General features: G+C 63.6%; 11 protein-coding genes and 1 pseudogene. 4 read left to right on the plus strand and 8 right to left on the minus strand.

Annotation, left to right across the window (positions count from 1 at the left end):
* Nucleotides 1-81 precede the first annotated feature (81 nt).
* The 3 genes from HDC94_RS11790 to HDC94_RS11800 are packed head-to-tail and all read left to right on the plus strand — an operon-like array spanning nt 82 to nt 3,403.
* Nucleotides 82-2,151 carry a nuclease-related domain-containing DEAD/DEAH box helicase gene (locus tag HDC94_RS11790; protein ID WP_179497788.1) on the plus strand — a complete coding sequence of 690 codons (2,070 nt, stop codon included), beginning with the start codon at nt 82-84 and terminating at the stop codon, nt 2,149-2,151.
* The gene (locus HDC94_RS11795) at nt 2,148-2,582 is read left to right on the plus strand and encodes a DUF1294 domain-containing protein (protein ID WP_308495713.1); all 435 of its coding nucleotides are present in this window, start codon (nt 2,148-2,150) and stop codon (nt 2,580-2,582) included. The genes HDC94_RS11790 and HDC94_RS11795 overlap by 4 nt, the downstream gene beginning before the upstream one ends.
* A 23-nt stretch (nt 2,583-2,605) precedes the next feature.
* The gene (locus tag HDC94_RS11800; RefSeq protein ID WP_179497790.1) at nt 2,606-3,403 is read left to right on the plus strand and encodes a nucleotidyltransferase domain-containing protein; all 798 of its coding nucleotides are present in this window, start codon (nt 2,606-2,608) and stop codon (nt 3,401-3,403) included.
* Nucleotides 3,404-3,942: 539 nt separating this feature from the next.
* Here HDC94_RS11800 and HDC94_RS11805 read toward each other — a convergent pair.
* From HDC94_RS11805 to HDC94_RS11820, 4 genes and pseudogenes are all read right to left on the minus strand, one after another.
* A complete protein-coding gene (locus HDC94_RS11805) occupies nt 3,943-5,451 on the minus strand; it encodes a P-loop ATPase, Sll1717 family (protein ID WP_179497792.1) in 1,509 nt (502 codons plus the stop codon).
* Nucleotides 5,452-6,140: 689 nt separating this feature from the next.
* On the minus strand, nt 6,141-6,746 hold the full coding sequence (locus tag HDC94_RS11810; RefSeq protein ID WP_179497794.1) for a hypothetical protein: 606 nt from the start codon (nt 6,744-6,746) through the stop codon (nt 6,141-6,143).
* A gap of 61 nt (nt 6,747-6,807) precedes the next feature.
* Nucleotides 6,808-7,184 (minus strand): annotated as a pseudogene (locus HDC94_RS11815) (Asp-tRNA(Asn)/Glu-tRNA(Gln) amidotransferase GatCAB subunit B); the annotation flags it as partial.
* Between the two features lie 30 nt (nt 7,185-7,214).
* Entirely contained in the window at nt 7,215-8,288 is a 1,074-nt protein-coding gene (locus tag HDC94_RS11820) for a hypothetical protein (protein ID WP_179497796.1), read from the minus strand.
* 208 nt (nt 8,289-8,496) lie between these two features.
* On the opposite strand from HDC94_RS11820, the gene HDC94_RS11825 reads away from it, so the two are divergent.
* On the plus strand, nt 8,497-8,970 hold the full coding sequence (locus tag HDC94_RS11825; RefSeq protein ID WP_179497798.1) for a hypothetical protein: 474 nt from the start codon (nt 8,497-8,499) through the stop codon (nt 8,968-8,970).
* Between the two features lie 41 nt (nt 8,971-9,011).
* Here the strand turns inward: HDC94_RS11825 and HDC94_RS11830 are convergent, their stop codons facing one another.
* The 4 genes from HDC94_RS11830 to HDC94_RS11845 form a co-directional block, all read right to left on the minus strand.
* A complete protein-coding gene (locus HDC94_RS11830) occupies nt 9,012-9,647 on the minus strand; it encodes a hypothetical protein (RefSeq protein ID WP_179497800.1) in 636 nt (211 codons plus the stop codon).
* A 12-nt stretch (nt 9,648-9,659) separates the two neighbouring features.
* A complete protein-coding gene (gatB, locus tag HDC94_RS11835) occupies nt 9,660-11,204 on the minus strand; it encodes an Asp-tRNA(Asn)/Glu-tRNA(Gln) amidotransferase subunit GatB (RefSeq protein ID WP_179497802.1) in 1,545 nt (514 codons plus the stop codon).
* A gap of 115 nt (nt 11,205-11,319) precedes the next feature.
* On the minus strand, nt 11,320-11,724 hold the full coding sequence (locus HDC94_RS11840) for a VOC family protein (protein ID WP_179497804.1): 405 nt from the start codon (nt 11,722-11,724) through the stop codon (nt 11,320-11,322).
* A gap of 9 nt (nt 11,725-11,733) precedes the next feature.
* The gene (locus tag HDC94_RS11845; protein WP_179497806.1) at nt 11,734-12,165 is read right to left on the minus strand and encodes a helix-turn-helix transcriptional regulator; all 432 of its coding nucleotides are present in this window, start codon (nt 12,163-12,165) and stop codon (nt 11,734-11,736) included.
* Nucleotides 12,166-12,266 lie beyond the last annotated feature (101 nt).

Consider the following 12,266-nt stretch of genomic DNA (forward strand, 5'->3'; position numbering starts at 1 on the left):
CCCCCCGAACACGGCGTTTCACTGAGTCGAACTCAGCACCAGACTGGGTATGCGATGGCCGGATGTCGCTCGGGGGGTGCCATGAGTTCTGCTGGGGCATCCGCGCGCCTCGAGTCCGAGCGGCAGGCAGCACTCGCGGCCGAGCATCGGCGAGCGGCGGATGACGCAGAACAGGCGTCGGCTCGCTACCGCATCGCGGCGGTGACCGAGGAGAGCGTCGCTCGCAGGCTGACCTCGCTGAGCGCCGTCGGGTACCACCTGCTACCGGATCGCGGATGGCCCGGCAGCCGAAGCGCCCAGGTCGACCTCGTTGTCGTCGGGCCGGGTGGGCTCTTCATCGTCGACACCAAGGCGTGGAAAGAGGTCACCGTGGCCGCGGGCCACATTTTCCGAGGGCAGGCCGATGTCACCGAAGACCTCGACAACCTCGCGGACCTCGCCTACGGAACCGAACAGGCGATGGCCGACATCGGGCTCGCGCCGGGCGAGGTGCATGCGATAGCGGTGCTCGCGGGCCAACGCGGCATCAAGGAGCGAGTCGGCACTGTCGAGGTGGTGGGCGAGCACGACATCCTCCGCCACATCGCCCACTACGGCACGCGACTCACGAACGCCCAGGTCGATACCGTGCTCGCGGCGACGCTCCAGCACTTCCCTCTCGTCGGCGCGCCAGCCCCGGTCGTGGCGGCTGTGCCCGAGCCGGTTCTCGCGGAACCCAGCATCCAGCCACCACTCATCAGCGACGAGGAGGTGCGCGAGGCCCTGATGGAGGGAATCCTTGCGGCGCCCATCGAGGAGTGGATGTCGTTCCTGCATCCCGACCAGGCGAAGCTCGTGCGGCGCAGCTTCTCCGGGCCTTCCCGCATCCGCGGGGCGGCCGGAACGGGCAAGACGGTCGTGGGCCTGCATCGCGCTGCCTACCTTGCGCGACAGGTCACCGGCGACGATCGCGTGCTGGTCACGACGTTCGTGAAGTCGCTCCCCGCCGTGCAGCAGACGCTCATGCAGCGGATGGCACCCGCCGTCGCCGACCGGATCGATTTCATGAGCGCGCACGCCTTCGCGTTCCGACTGCTGAGGGATCGTGGCATTCCCTGCAGTCTCGACCCGAAGGCCGCCAGTCAGGCGTTCGACGAGGCGTGGCGAGCGGTGGGGATTCCCGGGCCGCTGGCCACGATCGACGCCAACTCCGCCTACTGGAATGACGAGCTGCAACACGTCATCAAGGGCCGCACGATCACCCGGTTCGAGGACTATGCGAACCTCGCCCGCGCCGGACGCAAGCGCATTCTGCGCCTTGAGCAACGTCGCGCGGTATGGGAGCTGTACCTGGACTACCAGCGCCGGCTGCGCGAGCGGCGGGTGCACGATTTCACCGACGTGATCTCGATGGCGAGTGCATCCATTCGCACCACCCCTCTCGGCAAGTACCGCGCGGTGATCGTCGATGAGGCTCAGGATCTCTCGTGCGAGACCATCCGCATGCTGCACGGTCTCGTCGGCAACGAGCCCGACGGTCTCACCCTCATCGGCGACGGCCGCCAGACCATTTACCCGGGCGGCTATTCGCTCGCCGAGGTCGGTATCTCGCTCGCCGGTCGGGGTGTGGTGATGGCGACGAACTACCGCAATACGGCGGAGATCCTGTCCTATGCAGCGGGAATGGTCGAAGGGCTGGAGCAGGCAGACCTCGAGGGGCTGGCGGATGACGCGCCCGCAGTGCTGCGCAACGGTGAGCAGCCTCGCGTCGCACGTTGCACGGCGCGCACGCAGCACGACGGCCTGCTGGTCGACCACATTCGTCGTGTGACGTCGGCGGTCGGCACGGACCTGGGGGATGTCGCGATCCTCGCCCTCGACCGCAGGATGCTGAGCCCCACCCTTCGCGCACTTGAACGCGCCGGCATCCCAACCGTCGACCTCGACACCTACCGAGGCGAGCGCGTGCCCGCCGTCAAGGTCGGAACCGTGAAGCGGGGCAAGGGTCTCGAGTTCAAGCACGTGCTTCTGGCGGGCGTGCCCTCCGAGGTGCTCGACAACCGCGTGCCCTCCGACGGCGGCCGCTTGGAGCGCCACGAGTTGCTCCGGCGGGAGCTGTATGTGGCGATGACGCGTGCGCGCGATGGGCTGTGGGTGGGGGTCGTAGGGTGAGCGGCACGAGAACCCAACCGCCCCGGATGCAACGGCGCAAGTCGAGGCGATCCCCGGCCCACTTCCTCCCGATCGCGATCTTCGCGGGCATCTACGCGGCGACGGTGCTCGTCTGGAACGCCCCGCTGTGGCCAGCACTCATCTACGTCGGAGCGAGCCTGATCACGTTCCTCGTGTACTTCGCCGACAAGCGCGCGGCACAACGCTACGGACAACGGGTGTCGGAGAACACGCTGCTCTTCCTCGGCTTCATCGGAGGGTGGCCAGGCGCGATCGTCGCGCAGCAGACGCTGCGGCATAAGACGATCAAGCAGCCGTTCCGCGGCTACCACTGGTTCACGGTCGTGGCGAACGTCGGGGTGCTCGTGTTCCTCGTGTCGCCGGTCGGGGCACGAGTGATCGCGAGGTTCATGTCGATCGGCTCCTCGTAGCCGCACCCCGGTACCATCGCACAATGCGCGCGATCCCAGCCTCCATGGACCCCACCATCGTGCAGGCGGTGGATGCCCGGCTCGCCGCCGTCGAGCGTGACGAGAGCGTCAACATCCTCTGGGCCATCGAAAGCGGTAGCCGCGCGTGGGGCTTCCCGTCGCCCGACAGCGACTACGACTGCCGATTCTTCTACCTGCGGTCCCGCGACTCGTATCTCTCGCCGTGGCCCGCGCGCGACGTGATCGAGACACCGCTCGACAAGATCTTCGACGTCAACGGCTGGGACCTCGCCAAAGCCCTCCGCCTACTCGTGAAGGGCAACGCCACGGTGACCGAGTGGCTGCGCTCCCCCATCGTCTACGGCGGCAGCGAACTCTTCCGTGACCGGATGCTCGAGCTCGCGTCATCCCTCTACGACCCGATCCGCGCCGGACGCCACTACCTCCACGTCGGTCGCCAGCAGGCGGCGAAGCAGATGACGCTCAAGCGCGTCTTCTACTCCCTGCGTCCCGCGGCGACCCTCCGCTGGCTGCGCGACAACTCGGGCCAGGGCGTACCGCCCATGGACCTCGGCTCACTTCTCGCGCAGAGCGACGTTTCGGGGCCGCTGGTCTCGCGCATCGACGAGTTGATCGAGCTCAAGAGCCGCACGCGCGAGGTCGGCACGGGCGATGTGCCCGCGGAGGTGACGGCGTTCATCGCGTCGGAGTTCGAGCTGGCGACGGAGCTGTACGAGTCGGCGGATGCTACGGCTCCTGCTGAAGGGATCGCCGCTGCGGAGGCGTTCTTCCTGTGGGCGCTGGAGGAGCTGAAAGCCTGATTGCCACATCATTCGTGTGAAGGCGTAATGGAGTACCGTCCTTCCGTGACAGAGAGTCAATCGGTGGCAATAGTGCTGGGGCCCATTCTCGGACTCAGGGGTGTCGCTTTCTTCATCTTCCGACGTCGAATTTTCCGCAAGGCCATCGCGCAGCGCATCGAGTGAAACAAGGGCCGCGGCGTGAAAATGCAAACGCACGTGAGCTCGTCCAACCCGCGAGATTTCCTACGCCTGCGGCCAATCGGTGGGGGTGGAGGCGTAGGGCACCTTCGACCCGGTCTCCTCCACGGACGCCGTCACCCGCCTAAAAGACGGCCGCTGGTTCGGCGCCACCGCCCCGACGTCCCGAGCGGTGGTGAGATCGCCTTCGCAGCGGATGTCGCGCTCGGGTGACGCGGAGCCTGATGGTTGCCCTGCCGGAGCCGATGGTCATCGTGCAGGGCGGGGCTGACGCGGAGGTCGCGGACTAGACCCCACGCCCTCAACAACCCTCGCCGTTGAGGCTGCCTAAACGGGCGCGCACCTCGCGCAGTTGGCTGTTATTCGTCATCCTCATTGGCGTCGTCTTCCGGCTGACCCTCGAGAGTTTGGAAGGCCTTGCCTTGCGTTATCTTGAGTCCTTGACGGTATAGAGGCGGTACCTTGTAGGTCTTGCCAACAGGCTCAAGAAACCCCAGCGTAATGAGCCTCTTGGTCAGTTCAGGCGCATCTTTACCAAGCAGGTTGGCCAGACTTTCCGCGTTGTGCTCAGCCTTGCCATTCTCGAATCTCTTGATGAACTCCGCGGTCTCCCCAGCCTCCGCAAGAAGGGTGTCTTCCACCCTTGCCTCGCTTAGCTCCGATAATGCGCGCTTAAGCGCATCTCCTGTGATCAGTGGTCCGCCAGTTCCGATCACTCGAGGCTGTTGAGCCTCTCGACGCTTTTGCGCTTCTACTGCCTTGATGATGAGATCAACTAAGTTCCTCGGTGACTTCACGTCATTGCCGTCGCGAATGCGGGTCAGGATCCAGTTCCAGGTCGTGGGCCGCTTGGACGTTGGGTCGACTTTTGCCGGGAAAACGAAACTGAACACGTCATCCGGTGAACTCTCGCGGGTCAGATCGGTAGCGGCCAGAAAAGCCTCTGACTCGATTAGGCGCCTATGGAGAAGCACGTAGAGGTCGTCATCTTCCCAAGTGATCGAGATTCGACGCGAGTTGATATGGGTTAGGTTGACGAACCCTCCCTCGATCATCCTCGCGAAAAGATCTCGTCGCACGAAGAGCTTGAGGCGCACTCTTGTCAGGTCCTGCATGTCCAGATAGGCGCGGAAGAGTGCCCGGAGCGCAGGTCTCTCGACTTCAGGGACTGCTTGGAATGCTTCGTCAAGTCGATCAAAAACGAGCCAGAGTGAGAACCCTGTTTCCTCAAGGCACCTCTCCAGTAGAGCTAGCGCCTCATCGTGAGGGACAAATCCGTCTGGTTCTTCCAGTGGTGGCGTGGGCGACTCGAAGGTCATCTTGCTTGTGAAGATGGGTATGCCATCAGGGGTGAACGCCGTGGTGGCCTCTATCGTCCTCGGGCGGAAAAATGCTAGAAGGCGTTCGAACAGCGATTTAGGTGAGCCTTCACGTACGCGAAGCCCGGTGCGCTGCAGTAGGTCTTCAAGCTGATCCAGACTTCCAGGCCGAGCAGTTTCGTAAAGATCTAGGAGCCAGTTTCCCGCGAGGGTGAATACGTAGGTCTTCCAGACCCCGTTGTACTCGCCTTCATCTAGTACGCCAGCGTCGATGAGTCGTTGAAAGTTCGGCGTTCCAGCGGGATTGAAGGCGGCGATTACCTCAACGTCGTCTAGGGCCTCATACTCGGCGAATCGGTCTTTCAATATCCGGAAAAGGGCTGTCTTGCCGCTACCTTTGTCCCCGGCTATTGTGTCGCCGCCATCGTTGACCAACTGGCTGAACGTGTCCGTTTCGACGAAGTAGTTCGCGAGTGCGCTGTCAAATTCAGCCACAGGTGACCCAAGTTTCAGAAGATTTAGCAGCTTACTCGCAGGCAGTTCATCCATGGCTACATCATGGCCTACTAGGCTTCGGCGGGTGCAGCACCCGCGACGACGGTCCGTTCATCCCGTAGTTGCGGCCCGCCCAAGTGGCTCTCGATCGGCCAGCAAAGCCACGCTTTCCTTCAAGATCGGCCTAGCTTGTTCGCTCCTGACGAGGGCCCCGACGGGGACTTTCCCCCTTCTTGACCTCTGACTTTCGCACTTCTCGACGATTCGTGTAGGGCGGTAGCTCGACATAAGTCCAACGTTGCTTTCGGCCGCTACGTTCCTTCCAGTGAATCCTGAATCCTCTGGCGCACCCCCTCATGTCCACGAGGTAGCGGTGGCCCTTCTCTAGCCGATCCAACTGATCGAAATGGGATGGTGTGCCGAGCGTCGCAACGGCGGGACCCGCGCTGAAATCGTGCGTGAATCTGATGTTCTCCGCAGCGGGCCCACTGGCCCGCTTCACGTGCCACAAGTCGCCCTCGTGGAGGGTGAAGACCCACCTCACGGGGTTGAACAGTCCGGGCGCCACCGCTGTGGCGATTCTTGCCACGAGACCAATCGCGGGAGAAAGGAAGATCGTTGGCTCTACCATCTAGGCGGGTCCCCCGGTGAATCTGCGAGACGAAGTCCAGAACCTGCCATAGGTCGCCGCTCCTTATCTTTCTAGCCGCAGCTTCAACGGTGACCTGGGCTGCGGCCTACAGTCAATCCTCGCGCGCGTTGATCCACCACGCGCCGTCCCTGTCCCGGTACTCGTATCCCACTGCCCTCAGGAGTCGGTAAGCCTCGTCGCGATTCAGGCCAAACATCCTTTGGAACTGATCCTCTCGCCATGCGTCATGGCCTCGCACCCAGCTTCGAAGCGGTTCGAGCACGTCTTCGCGCCCGCCACGTAGCCAATCCTGGGCGGCTCTCTGCTTCCGGCCATAGACGAGTTCGTACCACGCACTGTGGGCTACCTTGCCTAACGCGTAGGGCGTCGAAATGTAGCCGAGCACGTTGATGAGTTCAAGAAGAGTTGGCAGGGGGTCGCCGCCGCGCCCGGCATTGTCAAAGCGGATGCGCCCGCGGTCATCGGCCTCCAGAATGTCGCGCACTTCGTCTAGCTGTTCAAGGGTCACATCGGCAACCAGCGCTGTGGGGTGTTCGTTTCCCTGAACCTTCACGAAGACGTGAAAGCCCGACATCGTTTCAGAGAGTGGACGCATGAGGGCCTGCACGCTGTCATCAGCTTCACCTACGAGATCAGTGTCGATGACCCCATGCGTGTAGGCGTCGAGGAACGTAATCGGGAGCGTGATTCGTGCCATATGCACGAGCGTAGTGGCCATGCCTCGACTGATTGCAAGAGGCTAGCGAAGGAGCCTTCTCCTAGCTTTGAGTAGCCCGCTCCAGCACCAGCACGCGCACGCGCGCAGCATCCGCCTTGCCTTGCATCGCCTTCATGACCGCGCCGATCACGGCGCCGGCGGCCTGCACCTTGCCGTCGCGGATCTTCTCGAGCACGTCGGGCTGAGCCGCGAGGGCTTCGTCGTTCGCGGCGATGAGGGCCGTGTCATCCGAGACGACCTCGAGGCCACGGGTCTGCACGACCTCAGCCGGCGTGCCCTCCCCGCGATCAGGCCTTCGAGCACCTGGCGGGCCAGGCGGTCAGTGAGGGCGCCGGTGTCGATGAGGACGGCGAGCTCGGCGACATCCTTCGGAGTCACGAGGGTTGAGGCATCCATCCCCTGCGCGTTCGCGACTCTTTGGTTGCAGTCGAGCCAGGGAAGCCGTCGCTACAAGCCAAGAACTTTCGCAAAGATGGCCACAATCCCGGCAGCGACAACCCCAATACCCACAACCGCGGCAGCGATATAGACCGGGCTGACGCGCTGAGTAAGCCGCGGTCCTGGGAGCGCGGCACCACCGCGCACTGCAGCTGGAGCCCGATAGGTCGAGGATCGTCGGATTGATTTCGTTCCGACCGACTGGAGCACCCTAGCCACAAGGTCGTACGGCTCCCGGCCGAGCAAATCGAATGGTGTTCGGGAGTAGAGATAAAGGCGATCTTCCACAACCTCAAGATCGAACAACGCTGCATCGTCGATGAGCACGGCCATCAAGTCGGGCGTGAAGACGTAGAGTGCGTCGCGCTCGTACGTGAGTGGCGCATAGAGAGTGAAGTGCTTGTCGAAGTCACCTTCAAGGCCGAGCACCTGCTGACGCGAGAATGAGCCGGGGAGTTCTGAGCGACGATGTGCGCGCGACTCCGCAACCATGTGGGGAAGCGGACGATCCAGTTGTACGCAGAGATAGCCCCACGTTGCGACTCGCTTGGAGCCGATCTCTCCAACTGAACGGAAGTTGCCGATCTCAACGTACCGACCAGCCTTGGTCGCCAGAACGTCGAGCGCCAACCGGTCCTCACCTGAAGAGAAGATCAGACCGTCGTGCCGCGGGTTTCGCAGCATCGGATGAAACGACAGCCCGTTCGCTTTCGCGAACCGCGTCAACTCGTACCAGCGGCGCCACGGATCAAGTTCAGCGGACTCGCGTCGTGCAATCCGCATCGAGAACACAAGAACGAGTCCGAACAAGACAGCACCCAGCAAGGGAAAGACCTTCTCCGTGATCGGCCAGGCGGCTGCGAACCTGATCACGCATCCCAGGATCACCAACCCACTACACACCGCTATGAGGCCCATGACTGCAATAGTGGGACGGGCCACAGCAGCTCGTGCTCGAACCTCCCGACCCAAGGGCGACTGAAGGGCCGCGGCCTTGTAGGTCGCAAACTCGGCAAGGTCGAACTCCTGGCGCAACACATCCAGATTCCACGATGAGTTGACGTGGATTCGATTGTTCACCATGAGGGAATCATGGCAGACGGGCTGACTACGAAGCCCTTTATAGCGTGGCGAGCAAGACGGTCGGTGAGAGTGCCGCTCTCGACGAGCGAGACAACGGATGCGACATCCAGTTCGCCATTTGTTCCGATGAAGGCTTGCGCTCTACATCAGTGAGGGTGATACTTGCCGCAACCGAACAGAAAGTGCTTCACTATTCGAGGAGTGCAAAATGAACGACAAGGTAACCGTCCCGGCCGCTCCATCTGGCGCCCCGGCGCCCGCTGCTCCGAATGGGTCGCCGTCAACAAACCCCGGTTGGAATGCGCTTGGCAGGTTCACTTGGGGGGCATTGGTAGCGGTCGTTGCTCTGGTCGTGCTTGGCGCGGTCTTCACCATCCTTGTGTACAACTCGGATACGGGCGCGGATCTCGCTACAGCCTTCGCAGCTATCGCCACTCCCGTTGTCGCGATCGGGTCCGCATACTTTGGCATCCAAGTGGCGGGAAAAGCGGCGGAAGGCGCAAATGCCTCGGCGACGTCAGCAAATGCGGCGGCAACGTCCGCCGGCTCTGCGGCAACCACGGCCGCTGACGCAGCCATGTCCGCGTCGAACGCAGCCAACACCGCTGCGACAAGGAGCGACGAGGTGATTAACCTAGCAATGCAGTCAAACCCTGAGTTCTTCAGCGCGAAAGCCAAGTAGTGAACAGCGAGCTCATCCCGAAGGACCTGTTCCGCTGCGACTTATGAGCTGAACCACGAAGCAGGAAGCTCGTCTAGTTGCTCGACTGCGGACACGGTCTGGATGTCACGGAAGTCAGGCGTCACCACCGCCTTCCATTGCCTTCGGGCGAACTGGATTGACACAACTAGACCACTCACGTCGTCGCCCTCCACGCCGATGCTCTGCATGCCTGGATTATCCGGCTGAGAGAGCCACTCGGGCGACATCTGGTCGAGCTCACCCCGAGTGAGCCTCGGCCAACGCGTGGGCTGAAGGGTCCCCTTCACCTCGACCACGAACAGATGCTCTTGGTCTGGTGAGAGCATGGCGAGATCGATCCCGTGGCCGCCTGAGAATGGGCCCACGAAATGTTCGACCGGGGTCCATCCGGCATCAACGAGAATCGTCTCAGCAACAGACTCCGCAATGTGGCCTGTTACACCGTTTAGCCCACCGGCCCGCTCGTGGCGGGGAATCCGGTAGAGCGAGGATTCGAAGGCAGTGCGGAAGTGCGACTCGGCAAGCTGCGCAACTTCATGTTTCGAGTCGATGCATGACGCGACGAGTTCAGGAGCGAGTTCCAGAGGCGGAGCCGCGCGGAGCGCCGCGGCAAGCCGATCACCGAAACCATGGTCGGCAAGCTTGTCGCTTCCCACGGGATCCTGCTCCTAGCCTTGCGCCCGCTCCAGCACCAGCTCGCGCACGCGCGCGGCATCCGCCTTGCCCTGCATCGCCTTCATGACCGCACCGATCACGGCACCGGCAGCCTGCACCTTGCCGTCGCGGATCTTCTCGAGCACGTCGGGCTGAGCCGCCAGGGCTTCGTCGATGGCGGCGATGAGGGCCGTGTCATCCGAGACGACCTCGAGGCCACGGGACTGCACGACCTCGGCTGGCGTCCCCTCCCCCGCGATCACGCCTTCGAGCACCTGGCGGGCCAGGCGGTCAGTGAGGGCACCGGTGTCGATGAGGACGGCGAGTTCGGCGACATCCTTCGGGGTCACGAGGGTTGAAGCATCCACCCCCTGCGCGTTCGCGATGCGGGCGAGCTCGCCCGTCCACCACTTGCGGGCCTGGGCGGGCGCGGCACCTGCGGCGACCGTCTCCTCGATCTCGACGAGGAGGCCGCCGTTGACGACGTCCTGGAACTCGAGGTCGGTGAAGCCCCACGCCTCCTTGAGGCGGCGGCGACGGATCGCGGGGGCCTCGGGCAGGGCGGCGCGCAGTTCCTCGATGAGTTCAGCCGACGGCTCGACCGGCAGGAGGTCGGGCTCCGGGAAGTAGCGGTAGTCGTCCGCGTCACTCTTGGGGCGACCGGCGCTCGTGACGCCGGTGTCCTCGTGCCAGTGGCGCGTCTCCTGGATGATCGTGCCACCCTTCTCCAGGATGGCGGCCTGACGCTGGATTTCGTAGCGGATGGCACGCTCCACCGAGCGCAGCGAGTTCACGTTCTTCGTCTCGGTGCGGGTGCCCAGCGGTACAGGCAGCCCCGCTTCGAGAGCCTCAGCGACCGAAGACCGACGCCGCAGCGAGATGTTCGCGTCACAACGCAGGTTGCCGCGCTCCATGCGTGCCTCCGAGATGCCGAGCGCCACCACGATGTCGCGGATCGCCGCCACATACGCCTTGCCCACCTCGGGCGCGTCCGACTCGGCGCCCAGAATCATGTGCGTGACGATCTCGACGAGTGGAACACCAGCACGGTTGTAGTCGACGAGCGAGTACTCGGCACCCTGGATGCGACCGGTTGCACCACCGACGTGGGTGAGCTTGCCTGCATCCTCCTCCATGTGCGCACGCTCGATCGGGATCTGCATGATGCGGCCGTTCGGCAGCTCGATCTCGACGGAACCCTCGAACGCGATCGGCTCGTCGTACTGGCTGATCTGGTAGTTCTTGGCGAGGTCGGGGTAGAAGTAGTTCTTGCGCGCGAAGCGGCTCGTCGGCGCGATCTGGCAGCCGAGCGCCAGGCCCAGGCTGATGGATGACCGAATCGCAGCCTCATTGACGACGGGCAGGCTGCCCGGCAGACCGAGATCCACCGGGGTGATCATCGTGTTGGGCTCACCGTGCTCGGCGCCGAGGGCGGCCGGGTTCGGAGCATCCGAGAACATCTTCGTCTGGGTGTTCAACTCGACGTGCACCTCGAAGCCGAGCACGGGCTCGAAGATTTCAAGGGCCTTGTCGTAGTCCATCAGGTCAGCTTTAGCCACCCAACGATTCTAGGTGTGCGCTGGTTGAGGAGCGGACCGCAGGTTCGCGTCTCGAAACCAAGCCATCGAACTACGTCGGCCCGGTTTCGATACCGCCGGGCGACGCCGCGGCTACTCAACCAGCGGCGGCCGCCGAGATGCGCACCATGTTGCCCGACGGGTCACGGAATGCGCAGTCCCGCGCGTAACCCTGGTCGATCGGCTCCTGCAGAACCTCGGCGCCACTCGCGCGCAGGGTTTCGAACGTGGCATCCAGATCGTCGGTCACGAACACGAGGGCGGGCAGCTCGCCCTTCACGAGGAGCTCCAGCAGGGCATCCCCGTTCTCCTTCGAGCGGCCGGCGTGCGGCACCGACAGCGTGATGCCGAGGCCGGGCTGGTCGGGGCTGCCCATGGTGAGCCAGCGGAACTCGCCGTAGGGCACGTCCATGACGATCTCGAGGCCGAGCGTCTGGTAGAAGGGGATGGATGCTTCGACGTCCGTCACAGTGACGTTGACGTACTGGAGAGAAATTGTCATGCACCGAAGCTACGCGGCGACAGTGCTCGCGGCTTCTCGAATCCTGCTCCGTTGCGGGCGGGTCTGCGTCTTGGTGATGCACGTGGGGAGCTCGTCGATCGCGCCGTGGCTGCGCGCGCGGTAGGCGGTCGGGCTCTCCCCCACGATCTCGCTGAACCTGCTGCTGAATGAGCCGAGGCTCGTACAACCGACCGCCATGCACGTGTCGGTGACGGACATGCCGTCGCGCAGCAGCGCCATCGCGCGCTCGATGCGACGGGTCATGAGGTACGCGTAGGGGGTTTCGCCGTACGCGAGCTTGAACTGGCGCGCGAAGTGGGCCGGCGACATGAGCGCGGTCGCGGCCATGGTGGGCACGTCGAGGGGGCTCGCGAAGTCGCGGTCGATGCGGTCGCGGGCGCGGCGGAGGTGCGCGAGGTTCTCGAGCTCCTGCGGGGTCATGGGCTTCACGTTAGTTGCATCTCCTCCTCTTCTGGCCTTGTGGAAAGAACCTATCCCCAGATTCATCGCCGACTCTAGAACATGCGTTCGAGCTTTGGGAG

The sequence above is a fragment of the Leifsonia sp. AK011 genome (assembly GCF_013410945.1).
Classification (GTDB): domain Bacteria; phylum Actinomycetota; class Actinomycetes; order Actinomycetales; family Microbacteriaceae; genus Rhodoglobus.